This window comes from Curvibacter gracilis ATCC BAA-807, from assembly GCF_000518645.1.
In the GTDB taxonomy this organism is placed as follows: domain Bacteria; phylum Pseudomonadota; class Gammaproteobacteria; order Burkholderiales; family Burkholderiaceae_C; genus Curvibacter; species Curvibacter gracilis.
This window is the reverse complement of sequence record NZ_KI912466.1, coordinates 597,645-615,885: the sequence shown is the minus strand read 5'-3', so window position 1 is coordinate 615,885 and position 18,241 is coordinate 597,645. Positions and strand designations below refer to the sequence as shown.

The 18,241-nt window shown below is 66.6% G+C and carries 16 protein-coding genes; 6 read left to right on the top strand and 10 right to left on the bottom strand.

What is annotated here, in order from left to right:
- Positions 1-59: 59 nt before the first annotated feature.
- The 4 genes from ahcY (at position 60) to L880_RS33850 (ending at position 3,844) form a co-directional block, all read left to right on the top strand.
- Entirely contained in the window at positions 60-1,493 is a 1,434-nt protein-coding gene (ahcY, locus tag L880_RS0128450; RefSeq protein WP_027478482.1) for an adenosylhomocysteinase, read from the top strand.
- A 152-nt stretch (positions 1,494-1,645) separates the two neighbouring features.
- Positions 1,646-2,434: a TlyA family RNA methyltransferase gene (locus tag L880_RS0128445; protein ID WP_027478481.1), complete on the top strand. Its 789-nt coding sequence runs from the start codon at positions 1,646-1,648 to the stop codon at positions 2,432-2,434.
- On the top strand, positions 2,431-3,318 hold the full coding sequence (gene metF / locus L880_RS0128440; RefSeq protein ID WP_027478480.1) for a methylenetetrahydrofolate reductase [NAD(P)H]: 888 nt from the start codon (positions 2,431-2,433) through the stop codon (positions 3,316-3,318). Before L880_RS0128445 ends, metF begins: the two co-directional genes overlap by 4 nt.
- Positions 3,296-3,844 (top strand): septal ring lytic transglycosylase RlpA family protein, encoded by a 549-nt coding sequence (locus L880_RS33850; RefSeq protein WP_169737813.1) that lies wholly within the window; start codon positions 3,296-3,298, stop codon positions 3,842-3,844. The genes metF and L880_RS33850 overlap by 23 nt, the downstream gene beginning before the upstream one ends.
- 30 nt (positions 3,845-3,874) lie before the next feature.
- Here L880_RS33850 and L880_RS0128430 read toward each other — a convergent pair whose 3' ends face one another.
- A complete protein-coding gene (locus L880_RS0128430) occupies positions 3,875-4,801 on the bottom strand; it encodes a 23S rRNA (adenine(2030)-N(6))-methyltransferase RlmJ (protein ID WP_027478479.1) in 927 nt (308 codons plus the stop codon).
- A 241-nt stretch (positions 4,802-5,042) separates the two neighbouring features.
- Here L880_RS0128430 and L880_RS0128425 point away from each other — a divergent pair, with 241 nt between their 5' ends.
- Both L880_RS0128425 and L880_RS0128415 read left to right on the top strand, forming a co-directional pair.
- On the top strand, positions 5,043-6,854 hold the full coding sequence (locus L880_RS0128425) for a serine/threonine protein kinase (RefSeq protein ID WP_027478478.1): 1,812 nt from the start codon (positions 5,043-5,045) through the stop codon (positions 6,852-6,854).
- A gap of 346 nt (positions 6,855-7,200) precedes the next feature.
- A complete protein-coding gene (locus L880_RS0128415; RefSeq protein ID WP_027478477.1) occupies positions 7,201-8,229 on the top strand; it encodes a porin in 1,029 nt (342 codons plus the stop codon).
- 56 nt (positions 8,230-8,285) lie between these two features.
- On the opposite strand, the gene L880_RS33845 is transcribed toward L880_RS0128415, so the two are convergent.
- The 9 genes from L880_RS33845 to gspN form a co-directional block, all read right to left on the bottom strand.
- On the bottom strand, positions 8,286-10,070 hold the full coding sequence (locus L880_RS33845; protein ID WP_043330845.1) for an ABC transporter ATP-binding protein/permease: 1,785 nt from the start codon (positions 10,068-10,070) through the stop codon (positions 8,286-8,288).
- Between the two features lie 48 nt (positions 10,071-10,118).
- The gene (locus L880_RS0128405; protein ID WP_084461709.1) at positions 10,119-10,514 is read right to left on the bottom strand and encodes an EF-hand domain-containing protein; all 396 of its coding nucleotides are present in this window, start codon (positions 10,512-10,514) and stop codon (positions 10,119-10,121) included.
- Between the two features lie 132 nt (positions 10,515-10,646).
- Positions 10,647-11,555 (bottom strand): 5'-nucleotidase, encoded by a 909-nt coding sequence (locus tag L880_RS0128400; RefSeq protein ID WP_027478475.1) that lies wholly within the window; start codon positions 11,553-11,555, stop codon positions 10,647-10,649.
- Between the two features lie 245 nt (positions 11,556-11,800).
- Positions 11,801-13,027 (bottom strand): type II secretion system inner membrane protein GspF, encoded by a 1,227-nt coding sequence (gene gspF / locus L880_RS0128395; protein WP_027478474.1) that lies wholly within the window; start codon positions 13,025-13,027, stop codon positions 11,801-11,803.
- A gap of 51 nt (positions 13,028-13,078) precedes the next feature.
- Positions 13,079-13,471 (bottom strand): type II toxin-antitoxin system death-on-curing family toxin, encoded by a 393-nt coding sequence (locus tag L880_RS0128390; protein ID WP_027478473.1) that lies wholly within the window; start codon positions 13,469-13,471, stop codon positions 13,079-13,081.
- A 9-nt stretch (positions 13,472-13,480) separates the two neighbouring features.
- Entirely contained in the window at positions 13,481-13,705 is a 225-nt protein-coding gene (locus L880_RS0128385; RefSeq protein WP_027478472.1) for an AbrB/MazE/SpoVT family DNA-binding domain-containing protein, read from the bottom strand.
- 55 nt (positions 13,706-13,760) lie between these two features.
- Positions 13,761-15,149 (bottom strand): GspE/PulE family protein, encoded by a 1,389-nt coding sequence (locus tag L880_RS0128380; protein WP_027478471.1) that lies wholly within the window; start codon positions 15,147-15,149, stop codon positions 13,761-13,763.
- Between the two features lie 8 nt (positions 15,150-15,157).
- On the bottom strand, positions 15,158-17,392 hold the full coding sequence (gene gspD, locus L880_RS33840; RefSeq protein ID WP_051443648.1) for a type II secretion system secretin GspD: 2,235 nt from the start codon (positions 17,390-17,392) through the stop codon (positions 15,158-15,160).
- A gap of 1 nt (position 17,393) precedes the next feature.
- On the bottom strand, positions 17,394-18,233 hold the full coding sequence (gspN, locus tag L880_RS0128370) for a type II secretion system protein N (protein ID WP_027478470.1): 840 nt from the start codon (positions 18,231-18,233) through the stop codon (positions 17,394-17,396).
- Between the last annotated feature and the right edge of the window lie 8 nt (positions 18,234-18,241).

Below are 18,241 nucleotides of genomic sequence, written 5' to 3'. Positions count from 1 at the left end.
TGCGATGAGTTTTTTTCGCCCCGGCAAGTGGTTTTTTCAAACATGTTTTGGAGCAAACCATGAACGCACGCAGCACCCCCGCACTCAACGCCGATTGCGCGATCACCGACATCGGCCTGGCCGATTGGGGCCGCAAGGAAATCAAGATCGCCGAGACCGAAATGCCCGGTCTGATGGCCATCCGTGAGGAGTTCAAGGCCCAGCAGCCGCTCAAGGGCGCCCGCATCACCGGCTCGCTGCACATGACGATCCAGACCGCGGTGCTGATCGAAACCCTGCAGGCCCTGGGCGCCACCGTGCGCTGGGCGTCGTGCAACATCTTCTCGACCCAGGATCACGCCGCGGCCGCGATCGCCGCCTCGGGCACCCCGGTGTTCGCCATCAAGGGTGAAAGCCTGACCGACTACTGGGATTACACCCACCGCATCTTCGATTTCGGCGCTGCCGGCACCGAAGGCGAAGGCCCCAACATGATCCTGGACGACGGGGGTGACGCCACGCTGCTGATGCACCTGGGCAAGCGCGCCGAGACCGATCCGTCCCTGCTGGCCAACCCGACCAGCGAAGAAGAAACCTGCCTGTTCGCTGCCATCAAGGCCAAGCTGGCCCAAGACCCGACCTGGTACAGCCGCAAGAGCGCCCACATCATCGGCGTGACCGAAGAAACCACCACCGGTGTGCACCGCCTGAAGGAAATGTCGGCCAAGGGCAGCCTGATGTTCCGCGCCATCAACGTGAACGACTCGGTGACCAAGAGCAAGTTCGACAACCTGTACGGCTGCCGCGAGTCGCTGGTGGACGGCATCAAGCGCGCCACCGACGTGATGATCGCCGGCAAGGTGGCCTGTGTGGCCGGCTACGGCGATGTGGGCAAGGGCAGCGCCCAGGCCCTGCGCGCCCTGTCGGCCCAGGTGTGGGTCACTGAAATCGACCCCATCAACGCGCTGCAAGCCGCGATGGAAGGCTACAAGGTCGTGACCATGGACTACGCCGCCGACAAGTGCGACATCTTCGTCACCTGCACCGGCAACAAGCACGTCATCACGCACGACCACATGGCCAAGATGAAGGACCAGGCCATCGTCTGCAACATCGGCCACTTCGACAACGAGATCGACATCGCCTCGGTCGAGAAGTACGAGTGGGAAGAGATCAAGCCCCAGGTCGATCACATCATCTTCCCGGACGGCAAGAAGATCATCATGTTGGCCAAGGGCCGTCTGGTGAACCTGGGCTGTGCCACCGGCCACCCCAGCTTCGTGATGAGCTCCAGCTTTGCCAACCAGACCATCGCCCAGATCGAACTGTTCACGCACAGCGATTTCTACGAAAGCGGCAAGGTCTATGTGCTGCCCAAGCACCTCGACGAAAAGGTGGCCCGCCTGCACCTGAAGAAGGTCGGCGCCATGCTGTCCGAGCTGACCGACGAGCAGGCCGCCTACATCGGCGTGCCCAAGCAAGGCCCTTACAAGCCCGATACCTACCGCTATTGATCGGTCTCTGATCGGTCCGTGATCGATCTGTGATCGGAGGATGCTGCCAGCCCCAGCGCGGGGCCGTGGCATTCTTGCGATGGGGCCTGCCCGGTTTTTCGGGCGGGCAGGGCGGGCGCCCTGGCCCACGGTGTTTCATTTTTAAGGATTTCATGCGAGCTGATCAGTTGTTGGTGGAGCGCGGCCTGGCCGTTTCCCGGTCGCAGGCCTCGCGCCTCATCGCGGCGGGCGTCCAATGGCGCCCCAGCGAGGCCTCGCCCTGGGTGGCGGTGCTGAAGAACGGCCAGGAGCTGCCCGACAGCGCCCTGATCGAGCTGGTCGACACCGCCGAGGCGCGTTATGTGTCGCGCGGCGGTCTCAAGCTGGAAGGCGCCCTGCAAGCCACCGGCCTGTCGGTGGCCGGCAAGCTCTGCCTGGACGTGGGCCAATCCACCGGCGGCTTCACCGACTGCCTGCTGCAGGCCGGCGCCGCCCATGTGGTGGGCGTCGACGTGGGGCAGGGGCAGTTGTACGAGCGCCTGCGCTTTGATGAGCGCGTCACCTGCATCGAGCAGGTCAATGCCCGCCACCTGACCACGCTGGAGCTGATGGAGCACTGCGAAGGGCTGGAAAGCCCGCGCGGCCCGTTTGATGGCCAGTTCGACTTCATCACGGGCGACCTGTCCTTCATCTCGCTGACCCTGGTGCTGCCGGCGCTGATGCCCATGCTGGGCGTGGGCGGCGAACTGCTCATGCTGGTCAAGCCGCAGTTTGAACTGCAACCCGGTCAGGTGGGCAAAGGCGGCATCGTGCGTGACCCGGAACTGTTCGCCGTGGTCGAAAAGCGACTGCGCGATGCTTGTCAGGAACTGGGGCTGCAGGTGCTGGCCTGGTTGGACAGCCCGATCAGCGGCGGCGATGGCAACCGCGAATTCTTCATTCACTCAAGGAGGGCGGCATGAGCGCGTCCACATCCAGTGCAGCAGGCTTGGCCCAGCTGCCGGTCAGTTTCGAGTTCTTCCCCCCCAAGACGCCCGAGGGGGCGGCCAAGCTGCGCACCGTGCGTCAGGCGCTCTACAGCCGCCGGCCCGAGTTCTGCTCGGTCACCTACGGGGCTGGTGGTTCCACGCAAGAGGGCACTTTTGCCACCGTGCGTGAGATTCTGTCGGAGGGCTGCAGCGCAGCCTCGCATTTCTCGTGCATCGGCGCCACACGGGCCTCGGTGCGCGAGCAACTGGCCACCCTGAAGGCCATGGGCGTGAAGCGCCTGGTGGCGCTGCGCGGTGACCTGCCCAGCGGCTATGGCGCGGGCGGCGAATTCCAATATGCCAGCGATCTGGTGGCCTTCATCCGGGCCGAGACGGGGCACGACTTCCACATCGAAGTGGCGGCCTACCCGGAGGTGCACCCCCAGGCCCGTTCGCCCGAGGCCGACCTGCAGGCCTATGCGGCCAAGGTGCGTGCCGGCGCGGATGCGGCCATCACCCAGTACTTCTACAACGCCGATGCCTACTTCCGCTTTGTCGACGAAAGCCGCAAGCTGGGTCTGCAGGTGCCGGTGGTGCCGGGCATCATGCCCATCACCAGTTCAACCCAGCTGATGCGCTTCTCGGACGCCTGCGGCGCCGAGATTCCGCGCTGGATCCGCCTGCGTCTGCAGGGGTTTGGCGACGATGTGGAGTCGATCAAGGCTTTTGGCCTGGATGTCGTGACCCGGCTGTGCGAGCAACTGCGCCAGGGCGGTGCACCGGCGCTGCACTTCTACACCATGAACCAGAGTGTCAGCACCCTGGCCTTGCTGGATCGGTTGGGCCTGGTGGCCGATGCGGCGCCTGCAGCGCGCTGAACCCATGGGGGCGCCGGGCTGGCTGCGCGGGCTGATGTTGGTGGTGGTGCTGGTCGCTCACCCGTTGTCGGCCTGGGCGGCCCAGCCTGGTTTTGCCGGGGTGGAGCTGCCGCTGGCCACTCGGCTGGAGGCTGCAGGCAGCCCATCGGAGGAGGAGCCGGACGAGCCGCCCGGCGACCCTTTGAGCACCTTGATGGCACCCGATGAGGTGTATTTCGAGCGCGGTGGCGCATCGTGGTACGGCATCGAGTTGCACCGCCGTCGCACCGCCAGCGGTGAGCGTTTCAACATGAACGCCATGACCGCCGCGCACCGCACCCTGCCCTTCGGCACCCGGGTTTGCGTGCGCAACCTCAACAACGGCAAGGAAGTGCTGGTGCGCATCAACGACCGCGGGCCCCACACCATGGGGCGCATCATCGACGTGAGCCGTGCGGCGGCCATCGCCCTTGATCTGATGGGCGTGGGCATCAAGGAGGTGGCGCTGTCGCTGCCGGTGGTGACCGGCCTGCCCTGCGGCAACTGAGGCCGCTCAGGGCACGTGTGATGTGGGGCTTCAGCCCCCGCTGTCCAGCGTGAAGCCCGCGCCCCGGTCCTGGCCCATCAGCTCCACCATCTGAGGCAGGGCTTCCTTGAGAATGGCCTTGAGCGTGAAGGGCGGGTTGATCAGGAACATGCCGCTGGCCGGCAAGCCGCTGCCGGCCTTGCCCGACTTCACCGTCAGCGTGGCGTGCAGCCAGGCCTTGCCGGCCTTGTTGGCCATGGTCTTCAGGCGCTTGGGCAGGTCGTGCGCCTCGGGGCGCGGGATGATCGGGTACCAGACCGCATAGGTGCCGGTGGCAAAGCGCTTCAGGCAGTCGGCGATCAGGTCCTGCACCCGCAGGTAGTCGGTCTTGATCTCGTAGCTGGGGTCGCACAGCAGCAGGGCGCGCCGTGCCGGCGGCGGCAGAAACTTCTTCACGCCCTCAAACCCGTCTTCACGCAGCACCGCCACCTGGCGGCCGACTTCCAACTGGGCGATGTTGCCGTCCAGCGAACGGGCATCGGTGGGGTGCAGTTCGAACACCTTCAGGCGGTCGTGGCTGCGCAGCAGGCGCTGGATGATGAAGGGCGAGCCCGGGTACACCTTGAGCGAGTTGCCGCTGTTGAAGGAGCGGATCTGGTCCAGGTAGCTTTGCAGCGCCGGGGTGAGGGGCTTGGCGGCGGCATCGGCAGCGGGCTTGGCCGGGGCTTGCTTGACGGCCAGGGCCGTGTTCTGGGCCGAGAAGGGGCCGTCGACGAGGCAGCGGATGCCGGTGTCGGCTTCACCGCTGGTGCTGGCGTAATCACCGTCCAGTCTGTAAAGACCCGCGCCCCCATGGGTGTCGATCACGGTCAGGGCCGCGTCTTTCTCGGTCATGTATTGGAGCGCGGACACCAGCACGGTGTGCTTGAGCACATCGGCGTGGTTGCCCGCATGGAAGGCGTGACGGTAACTGAACATGGCGCCAATGGTAACGGCCCGGGCTCATGACCGGGGCTTGGACGGTGTCCTCGCGCGGGGTATCTGAAGAAATCCCGCGCCAAAATTTCGACGATCGGCGCGAAATTTGCCCGTTTTGGCCGTTCGTCGGTCAAATTAAGGACAATTGGCGGTGCGAGCATGTCCATGCCTGCCGCAGACCGCGCAGGGGATGCCTTCCCCATGGTCGTGGCCGTGCCGCCCGCCCAGACCCATTTCCGCCATGTCCTCACCCGTTCCGCCCGAACGCTCCGCTCAGGGGCCCAGCCACGCCGACGCCCTGCCGGCGGGCACGCGGCTGGCCGAGTTCGACATCGAGGGCCTGCTCGGCGTTGGCGGATTCGGGCTGGTCTACAAGGCATTTGATCGTTCTCTCCAGCGCTCGGTGGCGATCAAGGAGTACCTGCCGGGTGCCCTGGTCGGTCGGGGGCAGGGGCTGTCGGTGGCGCTGCGCTCGCCCCACGAGGCGCCGGCTTTCCAGCGCGGGCTGCAGGGTTTCTTGAACGAGGCGCGGCTGCTGGCCTCGTTCGACCACCCCTCCCTGGTCAAGGTGTTCCGTTTCTGGGAGACCCATGGCACCGCCTACATGGTGATGCCGCTCTACCAGGGCATGACCTTGCAACAGGCGCGTTCCCAGATGCGTGGGCCACCACCCGAGGCCTGGCTGCGCAAGGTGATCGGGGGGCTGCTGGGGGCTTTGCAGTGCCTGCACGACCACCAGACCTTGCACCGGGATGTGTCGCCCGACAACATCTTCTTGCAGGACATCGGCCCACCGGTGCTGCTCGACCTGGGCGCGGCACGCCGGGCCCTGGCCGGCCAGGGGCATCAGCACACGGCCATCCTCAAGGTGCATTACGCGCCGATCGAGCAGTATGCCGACACCGAAGACATGCAACCCGGGCCCTGGTCCGACCTGTACTCGCTGGCCGCCGTGGTGTACGACTGCCTGTGTGGCCAGGCGCCCACCCCGGCCACCTTCCGCATCATCAAGGACCGCATGCAGCCCTTCCACGAGGTGGCTCGCGTGTTGACGACCGAGTTCGGCCTGCGCTATTCGGCTCCTTTTCTGGACGGTTTGAGTCAGGCGCTGGAGATCCGGCCCGAAATGCGGCCCGCCAGCACCCGAGCCCTGGCCGCGTGCATGCAACTGAACCCCGATGACGAGAACCTGAGCCGCTTCGACTGGCGCCAGGAGCTCGGGGACCTCTGGCTTCCAGCAGCCCGTGCCGACGGTGTGTTGGCGCGGACCGCGCCCGAGGCCGTCACTCAGCGCTTGCCGGAACGGGGGCTGCCGGGCGAGGTGACCGTGGACATGGCCAACGAGGTGCCTGCCCATGGGGCCGTCTCCGTGCCCGCCGCCCCTGATGTGGGCGCACCTGAGCCGACGCTGGATCTGTCGATCGACCCGGCGCGCCAGGCCCCCGTTCGCCGACCCGTGGCCGGGTCACGGCGGCTGGGATGGGGCGGGGCCGCCCTGGCCCTGGTGTTGACCGGCAGCGTCGGCTGGTTGGGTTGGCGATCGCATGAGGCGGGTCCGGTGGCCCCTGTGGTGGAGACGACCCGAGGCCAGGGGTTGGAAGAGGTCTTGCCCTCGCCGCCAGCGGCCCCCATGGCCCCGGCCGTGCCGGTTGCTCCGGGGCGCCCGGCCGGTTCAGCCCATTCAGCCGGTGCAGCCGGTGCAGCCACTTCCGCCAGTTCGACCTCACCGCCTGCCGCGCATGCTCCGGCCAGCCATCCGGGGAACGCCGCCGCAGCACCAACACCTTCTGCAACAGCGCGTCTGAAGCGCAACGAGCCCAGCCCCAAAACCGCTGAAGCGGGCGCTGTGACAGAGGCTGCCCCCCGTTCTGCCGCCCCCTTGGCAGATAGAAATCACCAAAATGGTGCGCTTTTATGTGCTGATGTTGGCATCCTGCTGCGCACGCTGTGCATGCACCGCGAATGTGCCAAGCCCAACAACACCGATACCCAGGCCTGCGTGGACTACCGGCGCGGCATGCAGGAACGCGCGCGGCGCCCGGACACGCTGTGACGCGGCTTGCCGGTGGTCGCCCGGGGCAGGGCGGCGGCCTGATCTTGGATACATTTCCTAGCTGAAAGCCGTTCAAGTGGGTGTAACGGTTTTCATATGGTCACTATCTGACCTTCAGGATGGCCCACCAATTGCTTGTCACTAAATTGAAACGGTCTGTTTCATTCGTGTGCTGACAACAGAATGTCAACAGACCCCGTCCCTGAGTTTGCGATCGTCAGGTGGCCCAGGCAGGCCACCGAGCGGGGGAGCATGGAGCCGCTGCGATGGCACAGGGATGCCCGGGTAGTCACCGGGTCTGATTGATTTTCATGGCGTGCTGTTTTTTAAACCTCTGGAGAAAAACTTGAAAAAATCTCTTCTGTCGATGTTGGCGCTGGCGGCTGTGGCCGGTGGCGCGCAGGCGCAAAGCTCGGTTCAGGTCATGGGCCTGATGGACGGCTTTGCGGGTTCCATTCGCATGGCTGGTGACTCTGGCGCCACCAAGCAAGTGGGCAGCGGTGGCATGACCACCTCGTGGGTCGGCTTCAAGGGCACCGAAGATCTGGGCGGCGGCCTCAAGGCCAACTTTGCGCTGACCTCGTTCATGCGCATCAACTCGGGCACCCCGGGCCGTTTCACGGGCGACAACTTCTTCTCGCGTGACGCCAACCTGGGCCTGTCGGGCGATTTCGGTGCCGTCACCATCGGCCGCGGTCTGGCCCCCAACTTCCTGCCCACCGTCATCTTCAACCCCTTCGGTGACTCCTTCACCTTCTCGCCCCTGGTGCTGCACGCCAACGTGGGCCTGTTCAACGGCACGGGCTGGACGGCCACCACGCCGTCGGACACCGGCTGGTCCAACGAAATCATCTACAGCACGCCCAAGTTCGGCGGCCTGTCGGGCAATGTGCACTACCAGTTCAGCAACCTGGCCGACACGGGTGGCAACTCGGGCAAGAAGAACGTCGGCGCCAACGCCCTGTACTTCAACGGCCCTCTGGCACTGACCGCGTTCTACGAACGTGACCAGCTGACCAACCCCACCGTCACCACCTTCAGCCCGCTCAACACCAAGACCGACTGGATGCTGGGTGGCTCGTATGACTTCTCGGTGGCCAAGGCTTTCCTGACCTACGGCCAGGCCAACAACGACCTGACCCCCAAGGCCAAGACCACTTCCATCGGCGCTTCCGCTCCGGTGGGGGCCGGCAAGTTCCTGGCGGCCTATGCCCAGACCAAGATCGACGGTGGCGCCTCGCGCAAGACCGCCAGCTTCGGTTACGACTACTTCCTGTCCAAGCGCACCGACATCTACGCGGTGTACATGAACGACAAGATCACCGCCAAGTCGACTGGCAACAGCTTCGGCGTCGGTATCCGCCATTCTTTCTGATGGTTTGAGCGAGCGAGTTTCTTCCAATTTCAACGCAGCCTTCGGGCTGCGTTTTTTTATGGGGCGCTCTGAGTGGCCTCGGCGGCTGCGCTGACCAGCCGGAACTCCCGGCCGGGCCCGGGAAGCGACTCCAGTTGCCAGCGGTGATCATGGAAGGCGGCCAGCGCCGGCCGGTGGGCAATGGACACCAGGCCTCCGCCGCGTCGTTGGGTGAGTGCCAGCAGGCGCTGGTAGATCAGTTGTTCGCTGGCTTCGTCCAGGGCGCTGGTGGCCTCGTCGGCCATCACCCAGGCGGGCTGCTTCAGGAACACCCGGGCCAGGGCCAGTCTTTGCTGCTCGCCGCCCGAGAGTTTCTGGCTCCAGGCGTCCTCCTGGTCCAGCGCCTCGCCCAGGTGGGGCAGCAAGGCCTGCGCCAGGGCTTCGCGCAACTGAGCGTCGTCATAGCGGCTGGCCACCTCGGGGTAGGCCAGGGCATCGCGCAGGCGGCCGTTGGGCAGGTAGGGTTTCTGGGGGATGAACATCACATCGGCCGGCTGGGTGATCGAGCCCTGGGCATAGGGCCACAAGCCCGCCAGCGCACGGAACAGCGACGATTTGCCGCTGCCCGAGGGGCCTTGCAGCAGCACCTGCGCACCCGCAGCCACCTGGGCGGAACTGGGGGCCAGCAGAGGGGCACCGTCGGGCAGTGTCAGGCTCAGCCTGTCGACGCGCAGGCCTTCCCCGGTCTGCGTTGTGAGGCCCTGGGTTGGTGCCTCCTGGGCATTCAGGTTTTCTTCAAAGCTGGCCAGCCGCTCGGTGGTGGCCCGCCAGCCGGCCAGGGAGTCGTAGTTGTCCACCAGCCAGCTCAGCGAGCCCTGCACCCGGTCGAAGGCCGAGGCGATCTGCATCAGCTCACCCAACTGGATGGCGCCGCTGAAGAAGCGGGGCGCCGCGACGATGAAGGGGAACACCACGGCCGCCTGGCCGAAGAAGGTGGTGAACCAGATCAGCCGCTTCTGGGCCCGCATCAGGTCCAGGGTGTTGCGCATGACGTGTGAGAAACGCAGGTCCAGTTGCTGGTTCTCCACCGCAGCGCCGCGGTCCAGCGCGATGGATTCGCTGTATTCACGCACCCGTCCCATGTGGCTGCGGAAATCGGCCTCCAGCTTCTGCTGCCCGAAGTTCAAGGCGATCAGGGGCCGGCCGATGTAGTGCGTGGTCACACTGCCGGCCACGCAGTACAGCACCGCCATCCAGACCATGAAGCCCGGGATGCTGTAGTCGCTGCCCTGCCACGAGAAGCCAAAGCTGCCCGACAGCCCCCACAGAATGCCCACGAAACTGGCCAGCGTGACCGCGGCATTGAGCAGGCCCATGCTGAGCGAGATCGAGGCCGAGGTGAACAGGTTCACGTCTTCCTGGATGCGCTGATCGGGGTTGTCGGGCGAGGTTGCGCCTTGGGCATGTGCGCGGGCAAAGCGGCTCAGCTCCAGCCGGTAGAACAGGTGCTGGCCCAGCCAGCGCTGCAGGTAGTGCCGGGTCATCCAACGCCGCCACTGCAACTCCAGCCATTGGGTGAGGTAGAACTTGTAGACCGCGATCACGATGTAGACCGCCGCCAGCACGGCGAAGCGGCCCAACTGCTGCCAGAACACGTCGGCCTGCTTGTTCTGCAGTGCATCGTAGAAGACCCGGTTCCACTCATTGATCTGCACCAGCATGAACACCGCAGCCAGGTTCAGGCCCACGATGGCGGCCAGCAGGCCCCGCGCCTTCCAGCGCTCCTCGGACTTGAAATACGGCAGGGACAGGGCCCAGACGCGGGCGGTGACGGCGCTGAAGGATTTCAGTTGCTGGAGCATGGGCGCAGGGCTTGGCGGGATGGGGCTGTGATCTGAGCGGAGCAGGGATCAGGGCTTGGCAGCGCCCGTGTCGGCCTTGCTGCTGGCTTCGGCCTTCTCTTTCTGGGCACGCACTTCACGCGCGTAGGCGCGGATTTCCTCGAAACTCACCTTGCCGTCGTGGTTGGCATCGGCGGCGTCAAAGGCCTTGGACAGCTTGGGGAACAAGGCCACCTCGCCGCGCGACAGGTAGCCGTCGCCATTGAAATCGAGCATGCGGAACTGGCGTGCCGCCAGGGCTTCGCCCTCGCTGGGTTGCTCGTCCGAGGGTTGGGCTGTGGTGGCTGGCGTGGTTTCGGCGCTGGCGCCCAGCGGGCCCAGGCACAACAACAAGCCCAGGCAAGCGGGGGCCCAGGGGGATTTCAAAGCTGCGGCCAGAGCGCGCAAACGGTCAGTAGAACTCATGCTGATCCTTTCGTCGGGGACAGATGGTGGCACAGGACACAGACTTCAACGCCTGAGGTCTCACCATGGCGGCTGGTTTTTCGCAGTGTTACGCGGCCTTTACAGAGGCTTCACCCCGCGGGGCGCCTGCGTTCAGGCGGCGGGCGGTGGGTTGGACACACCGCTGTTGACATGCCCGGCGGGGACATGGCGCGCCGCCGAATTGACGTGGCCGGTCTGGTCGTCAAAGAAGAAGTCGGGCTCGAACTCACGCAGAAAGCCGCCTTTTTCGAGCCCGCCGAGAAACATGGCCTCGTCCACCGCGATGTTCCAGTCCATCAGCGTGCGGATGGCGCGCTCGTGCGCCGGGGCGCTGCGGGCCGTGACCAGGGCGGTGCGGATGCGCATGTGCGCCGTGCCCGCTTGCTGCAGGTGGTGCAGCGCGGCCAGCAGGGGTTTGAACGGGCCGTCGGGCAGCGGGTGGCTGGCCTTGCTGCGTTCGTGTTGCTGAAAGGCGTCCAGGCCGTGGCTCTGGAAGACACGCTCTGCCTCGTCAGAGAACAGCACCGCGTCCCCGTCGAAGGCGATGCGCACCTCGGTCGGGTGGCTGTTGCTGGCCTGCACCGACTCGGTCAGCACCCGGGCCGCCGGAAACCCCATGGCCAGGGCCTGGCGCACGTCACTCTCGTTGGCCGACAGGAACAGGTGCGCCCCCAGCGGTCGCAGGTAGCGGAACGGATCACGCCCCTGCGTGAACACACCGCGCTGCATCGGAATGCCCCCGGCCTGCGCCGAGCGGAAGATCCGCATCCCGCTGACTGGGTCATTGCGCGACAGCATCACCACCTCGACCAACTGGCGCCCCGGCTGGTTGAAGGCCAACAGCTTCTGCACCAGCGAAAACGCCACCCCCGGCCGCGCGGGCTGCTCCAGCCGCTCCAGCTGCAGCCGCATGTAGGCCTGGTCATCGCCCTGCTCGAAAATCCGGTTCTCTTCCTCGAAGTCGAACAGCGCCCGCGAGGAAATCGCCACCACCAATTGCCCTTCCAATGAAACCGGCATGCACCACCTCCCAAGTTGACCCACTCATTCTGAACCAAAGCACCTGCCTCGATGCTGGATCAGCTTGGGCCTGCAACGAAGAGGTCAGCCCGGCGCCGGGCCGCCCCAAGGCGGCCTGCGGCCCCCTTGGGGGGCTGAGTCCTGCGGCTCCAGGCCTGCCTGCGCAGGGCTGGACAGGGCGAAGAGCGTCCGCGTCTCGCGGCCGCACGTGGGAGTGACACGAAGTGCACGACCGTGGGGGCCAACTACTTCACGAACTGGTTGAGCTGGATGATGGGCATCAAGACCGCCAGCACGATCAACATCACCATCAGGCCCATGCCCACGATCAGCAAGGGCTCAAGGATGGTGGCCAGTTGCATGGCGCGGCGCTGCACTTCGGTGGAGAGCTGCACCGCGGCGCGTTGCAGCATCACCGGCAACTGCCCGGTCTGCTCGCCCAGACGGGCAAACATGGCCACCAGGCCCGGGAAGCGTTTTTTCTGCGCCAGGGCCGAGCCCAGGGGCGCTCCCTCGCGCACCAGCACCAGGGCATCCAGGGCATCGGCCCGCATGGCGCGGTTGGACACGGTCTCGGCGGCGGCCTGCAGCGCACGCAGGATGGGCACGCCGGCCGCGGCCAACATGGCCAGGGTGCTGGCAAAGCGCGCCGCGTTGTAGCCGCGGCTGAGTTTGCCCACCAGGGGCAAGGTGAGCCAGGCCGCGTCAAAGCGCAGGCGCCAGGCCTCGATCGTCAGCAGGTAGCGGCTCAGCCCGCCCAGCAGCACCAGCATCAGGCCGATCAGCCAGCCCCAGTGGCGCACCAGCTCGCTCACGCCCAGCATGATCTGGGTCAGCAAGGGCAGGGCGCGCTTGGTGCCGGCAAACACATTGGCCACCTGGGGCACCACGTAGCCCACCAAAAACAGCACGATGACCACCGCCACACAGGTCACGATGGCCGGGTACAAGGCCGCGCCGATCAGCTTGCTGCGCAGGGCCTGGCGCTCTTCCAGGTCATCGGCCAGGCGCTCCAGCACCATGCCCAGGTGGCCGCTTTGCTCGCCGGCGGCGATCACGGCGGTGAAGATGTCCGAGAACTCGCCCGGGTGCTGCGCCAGGGCCCGGGCGAACGAGGCGCCGGCATTGACCTCGGCACGCAGGCTGGCCACCAGGTGGTGTTGCGATTCGCTGTCGGCCTCGTCGGCCATGGCGGTCAGGGCCCGCTCCAGCGGCAGGCCCGAGCTGACCAGTCCGGCCAGCTGGCGCGTCCAGATCGCCAGCGTGGTGGAACTGAACACGCGCTTGCCGAAAAGGCCGCGCCGGTGCACCCCATCGGCATCGGCCTGGCTGCCCTTGACGGGCTCGACCGACAGCGGCACCAGGGATTGGGCCCGCAGCTGGCTGCGGGCGGCACGGGCCGTGTCGGCCTCGATCACGCCTTTGCGGGGCTGGCCTTGGGGGTCGACGGCTTCGAAGGAGTAGGCGGGCATCGGGGGCGAGGGCGCGAGGCTGGAGCGAGAAAAAGGGCTGTGGGCGCTGTCTCAGCGCGATGACGGTTGCACGTGCTGGCGCAGCCAGGCGGCGAAATCGTCTTCGGTGATGTCGCCTGCCGCCACGGCCAGCATGGTCAGAACGCAGTCGGCGTCGGTGGCGATCAGGTCATATCCGTTGAGTCGCAGAAACAGTTCGGTGGCCACAAACCCAGTGCGCTTGTTGCCGTCCAGAAAGGGGTGGTTGCGCGAAAGGCCGTACCCATAGGCCGCTGCCAGCGCACAGGCGTCGGGCGTGCCATAGGCCATCAGGTTGGCTGGGCGCGCCAAGGCGGATGTCAACAGGCCAGCATCCCGGGTTCCCGCCATGCCCCCATGTTCTCTCAGTTGCGCTTCGTGGATGGCCACGATGACTTCTGGATCCAGCCAGATCGGGCTTTTCATGGCCGGCCTTTATTTGGCCAGTTCATGAAGCACGGCGCGGCGGTCACGCATGATTTCGCGTGCCAGTTTCATCTGAGCCTCGAACTCGGGGTTGTGTGTGGTGATGCGCAGGCCGTCGGGCGAGTCGGTCAGGTAGATCTCATCGCCTTTTTGCAGGTCGAGCTTGGCCAGGATCTCTTTGGGCAGGATGACGCCGACTGAGTTGCCGACCTGGGTGAGTTTGAGCGTGTGCATGGCAGTCCTTTGTTATAACGTTGGTTATATTAGTTGGCGACCTGTGCTTGTCAACTCAATCCCGTGTCACCCGCAACACCTCTTCACGCGAGGTGATGCCGGCGGCGATCAGGCGTTCACCGTCGTCACGCATCAGCGTCATGCCCGAGGCCAGGGCGGCGTGGCGGATGTCGGCTTCGGCGGCCTGGCCGTGGATCTGGGCGCGGATGGCTTCGTCGGTCACCAGCAGTTCGAACACACCGGTGCGGCCGGCGTAGCCGGTGTGGCCGCAGTGTTCGCAACCGGCGCCGTGGCAATGGCTGCAGTATTTGCGCACCAGGCGCTGGGCCAGCACCCCCAGCAGCGAGGACGACAGCAGGAAGGGCTCGACCCCCATGTCGGTCAGGCGGGTGATGGCGCTGGCGGCATCGTTGGTGTGCAGGGTGGCCAGCACCAGGTGGCCGGTGAGCGAGGCCTGGATGGCGATCTGGGCGGTCTCGAAGTCGCGGATTTCGCCGATCATGATCACGTCCGGGTCTTGCCGCAGGATGGCGCGCAAGGCCTTGGCAAAGGTCAGGTCGATCTTGGCGTTGACCTGGGTCTGGCCCACGCCGGCCAGCTCGTATTCGATGGGGTCTTCCACCGTCATGATGTTGCTCTGCGTGGCGTCCAGCCTTTGCAGGCACGCGTACAGCGTGGTGGTCTTGCCCGAGCCGGTGGGCCCGGTGACCAGGATGATGCCGTGCGGCTGGCCGATCAGCTTCTCGAAGCGGGCCAGCACCTCGCCCTGCATGCCCACCGATTCGAGGCTGAGCTTGCTTTCGCTCTTGTCGAGCAGGCGCAGCACGGCGCGTTCGCCATGCGCGCTGGGCAGGGTGGACACACGCACATCGATGGCGCGGGTGCCCAGGCGCAGGCTGATGCGGCCATCTTGCGGCAGGCGTTTTTCGGAGATGTCGAGGTCGGCCATGATCTTCAGGCGTGAGATCAGGGCCGCGTGCAGCGCCCGGTTGGGCGTGACCACCTCACGCAGCGTGCCGTCCACCCGGAAGCGCACGCTGGAGTGGCGTTCGTAGGGCTCGATGTGGATGTCGCTGGCGCCGTCGCGCGCGGCCTGGGTCAGCAAGGCGTTGAGCATGCGGATGATGGGCGCATCGTCCGAGGTTTCCAGCAGGTCTTCCACCGCGGGCAGCTCTTGCATGATGCGCGACAGGTCGGCGTCGGATTCGACCTCGCTGACCACGCTGGCGGCGCTCGACTCACCCTGGGCATAGGCCGCCGAGATGCGCTGGGCCAGCGCCTGCGGCTCCAGGCTTTGCAAGGCGTGCACGGCATGGCGTCGCATCACCTCGGTGCAGGCCGCCTCGTCGGAGTTGCCGGCGCGCACCAGGGTGCAGCGTTGGCCGTCGTCCTCCAGCAGCAGCTGGAAGGTGCGCGCAAAAGCGTAGGGCAAGGGGTAGCGCATGGCGGGGGTCAGGGCTTCTTGTCGGTGGCGGGCTGGGTGTCGGTGCTGAGGTTGCTGGCCGGGGCCTGGGCGCCCTCTTTGGCGCTGTCCCTGGCGGTTCCCTTGGCCGTTTCCTTGCCGTTCAGGGCCGGCAGCACCGGCGCACCGGTCACGCTGGGCAGCATGGCGTTGGGCGTGGGCTGCACGGTCTGCTGCACGCCGCGCAGGCTGTCGTAGCGACCGGCCGTGATGGCGTCGGCATCGGCCGCGTCACGCACCACCACCGGACGCAGGAAGACCATCAGGTTGGTCTTTTTGCGCGTGCGGTTCTCGCTCTTGAACAGGTTGCCCACCACGGGCAGGTCGCCCATCAAGGGCACCTTGTCGGCCGAGCCGGAGTATTCGTCCTGCATCAGGCCGCCCAGCACCACGATGGAGCCGTCGTCGACCAGCACATTCGACTCGATGGAGCGCTTGTTGGTGGTGGGCCCGTTGGTGTCCTTCTTGGTCGAGGCGTCGATGCTCGACACCTCCTGGTAGATGGCCATCTTGACGGTGCCGTTTTCGCTGATCTGGGGCTTCACCCTCAGCGTCAGGCCCACGTCCTTGCGCTCCACGGTCTGGAACGGGTTGACCGTGCTGGTGCTGTTGTTGGTGCTGGTGTAGGTGCCGGTCACGAAGGGCACGTTCTGGCCGATCACGATCTTGGCCTCTTCGTTGTCCAGGGTCAGCAGGTTGGGGGTGGACAGCACGTTGCCGTCGCCGTTGTTCTCGAGGAACTGGGCCAGAAAGCCCAGCACATACTGCCCGTTGATCTTGCTGCCGATGCCGAAGTTGAAGCCGTTGCCTGGCAGCACCGAGCCCAGGGCCTGGGTGGAGAGGCTCAGGATGTTGGCGCCGGCCGCACCGGAGTTGGTGCCCAGCAGGCCCACGGTGCCGCCGGCACTGCCCAGCAGGCCTTGCCACTGCACGCCGAACTGGGCCACCTTGTTGGCGTTGACCTCGACGATCAGGCTTTCCACCAGCACCTGGGCGCGGCGGCCGTCGAGCCGGTCGATGACCTCGCGCAGCTGCCGGTACTGCGGCTCGGGGGCCGAGATGATCAGCGAGTTGGTGGCCGGGTCGGCCTGGATCTGACCGCCGGTGGAGGGTTGGGCGCTGTTGCCGAAGCTGCTGGAAACACCGCTGCCCAGGCCGCTGGTGCTGCCCGTGGTCGTGCTGCCTGTGGTGCTGCCCGGTGTGCCCAGGTTGCCGCTGGACAGGGAGGTGCCCGTGCTGCCGGTCAGCGCGCCGGTGCTGCCGGCACCGCCGCTGGCGGCCACCAGAGCGGCGCGCAAGGTGGTGGCCAGCTTGGTGGCGTCGGCGTTCTTCAGGTAGACCACATGGATGTTGCCCGAGGCGCCACCGCTGGCGTTGGGCTGGTCCAGCTTGGCCACCAGCGAGCGCACCAGCGCGGCCCGGGCCGGGTTGGCGGCGCGCAGGATCAGGCTGTTGCTGCGCGGTTCGGCCAGCAGCGTGGTCTTGAACGAGGTGTCGGCCTGGCCTTGGGCCGCCGCACCGGCTGCGCCGCTGCCCGGGTCGATCAGGCGGTTGACCAGCACCACCAGGTCGCTGGCCAGCGCATGGCGCAGCGGGATCACGTCGACATCGCTGGCGTTGGGCACATCCATCGAGGCGATGATGCGGGCCAGGCGCTGCAGGTTGTCGGCGTAGTCGGTGATGATGATCGAGTTGTTGCCAGGGTTGACGTTGATCGTGTTGTTCGGGCTGATCAGGGGGCGCAGCACGGGCACCAGGTTGTTGGCGGTCTCGTAGTTGAGCCGGAAGATCTGGGTCACGATCTGGCTGCCTGCGGGGCTGCGCTTGTCGGTCTCGCTGCTGGAGATGGTCACGGGGCCGCCCTGCAGCTTGGCCTCGGCCTCGGGCACCACCTTGTACAGGCCGCTGGCCTCGACCACGGTGAAGCCCTGCAGGCGCAGCGTGGCCAGGAACTGCTCCCAGGCCACGGCGGGCGAGACCGGCTTTTCGCTGGTCAGGGTGAGGGTGCCCTTGACCCGGGGGTCGATCACCAGATTGCGACCGGTGATCACGCCCAGGGTGCGGGCCACGCCTTCGATCTCGGCGTTGGTGAAGTTCAGGGTCACCGGCTCGCCGGGTTTGGGCGAGGCCGTGTTTTGCGCCACGGCGGGCACGGCGCCCAGCAGGATGCTGGTGGCCAGCGAGAGGCAGGCCAGTCGAACGACGGTGCGGGTCGGGTGTGTCATGTCAAGAGCCCAAGGTGATGATGGAGCGCGCGCCACGGCGGCGCCCGATGATGTTCAGCAGATTGTCCAGTGCCGCTTCGTGCTCGGGGGCCGCCTGGGCCGCGCCTTCGAAGCGCAGGCGCGAACCCACCCACTGGCCCTGGCCTTCGAGCAGCAGGCTGCCCTCCCCGGTTTTCAACTGCAGGGTGGGGCTGTCGCCGCCTTGCAGGGTGACGTGGTAGCTGCCCATCGGCTTGAGGGTGGACAGGCGTGAGGAGACGTCGCGGGCCTCGATCTGCAGCTGGCCGTCCAGGTGGGCGCGGCCTGCGATCCACTGCAGCTGCAGGCCCTGGCTGGCCAGCTCAAGCCGGCCCTGCACCTGCAAGGTGTTGAAGGGCGTGCCCAGGCCGTTGAGCAATGCGGCCGGCCAGTGGGAGTGGTGATCTTGCACCTGCACCGTGGCGCCGCCCCAGTTCGGGCTGAGCCGGATCTGCAGGGTGGGCTCGGTGCAGCAGGGCAGGCTGAGCGACAGGCCCAGCCCCTGCAGCGAGGGCTGAAGCTGCCATTGCAGGCGCCCGGGCAGGGTGCTGCGGTCCTGGCTGCCGCTGCCGCCGGTCAGCACCAGCTGCGCCGAGCCGTTCCACACCGTGCCACGGGGCAGCAGCAGTTGCACCTGATCATGGCTGAGCTGTTGCACGGCGTCGGCCAGCCAGCGCGCCGGCGCGCCCAGCACGGCACTGAGCAGGGCGCCGCACAGCGCACCGGCCCAGGCCCAGCGCCGGCCGGGGGAGGGGGTGCGCGCCAGGGCCCCGGCCCGGCGGGGGCGGGCAGTGGTGGGCGTCAGTGGGGAGCGAAGGCGCATGGGAACTG

What these genes read in the sequence shown, in the direction of transcription:
- L880_RS33845 (WP_043330845.1), bottom strand. Translation starts at nt 10,070, where the DNA reads ATGCTCCAGCAACTGAAATCCTTCAGCGCCGTCACCGCCCGCGTCTGG.
- L880_RS0128425 (WP_027478478.1), top strand. Translation starts at nt 5,043, where the DNA reads ATGTCCTCACCCGTTCCGCCCGAACGCTCCGCTCAGGGGCCCAGCCAC.
- L880_RS33850 (WP_169737813.1), top strand. Translation starts at nt 3,296, where the DNA reads ATGCGGCGCCTGCAGCGCGCTGAACCCATGGGGGCGCCGGGCTGGCTG.
- L880_RS0128445 (WP_027478481.1), top strand. Translation starts at nt 1,646, where the DNA reads ATGCGAGCTGATCAGTTGTTGGTGGAGCGCGGCCTGGCCGTTTCCCGG.
- gspN (WP_027478470.1), bottom strand. Translation starts at nt 18,233, where the DNA reads ATGCGCCTTCGCTCCCCACTGACGCCCACCACTGCCCGCCCCCGCCGG.
- gspF (WP_027478474.1), bottom strand. Translation starts at nt 13,027, where the DNA reads ATGCCCGCCTACTCCTTCGAAGCCGTCGACCCCCAAGGCCAGCCCCGC.
- metF (WP_027478480.1), top strand. Translation starts at nt 2,431, where the DNA reads ATGAGCGCGTCCACATCCAGTGCAGCAGGCTTGGCCCAGCTGCCGGTC.
- L880_RS0128380 (WP_027478471.1), bottom strand. Translation starts at nt 15,149, where the DNA reads ATGCGCTACCCCTTGCCCTACGCTTTTGCGCGCACCTTCCAGCTGCTG.
- L880_RS0128400 (WP_027478475.1), bottom strand. Translation starts at nt 11,555, where the DNA reads ATGCCGGTTTCATTGGAAGGGCAATTGGTGGTGGCGATTTCCTCGCGG.
- L880_RS0128385 (WP_027478472.1), bottom strand. Translation starts at nt 13,705, where the DNA reads ATGCACACGCTCAAACTCACCCAGGTCGGCAACTCAGTCGGCGTCATC.
- L880_RS0128430 (WP_027478479.1), bottom strand. Translation starts at nt 4,801, where the DNA reads ATGTTCAGTTACCGTCACGCCTTCCATGCGGGCAACCACGCCGATGTG.
- gspD (WP_051443648.1), bottom strand. Translation starts at nt 17,392, where the DNA reads ATGACACACCCGACCCGCACCGTCGTTCGACTGGCCTGCCTCTCGCTG.
- ahcY (WP_027478482.1), top strand. Translation starts at nt 60, where the DNA reads ATGAACGCACGCAGCACCCCCGCACTCAACGCCGATTGCGCGATCACC.
- L880_RS0128390 (WP_027478473.1), bottom strand. Translation starts at nt 13,471, where the DNA reads ATGAAAAGCCCGATCTGGCTGGATCCAGAAGTCATCGTGGCCATCCAC.
- L880_RS0128405 (WP_084461709.1), bottom strand. Translation starts at nt 10,514, where the DNA reads ATGAGTTCTACTGACCGTTTGCGCGCTCTGGCCGCAGCTTTGAAATCC.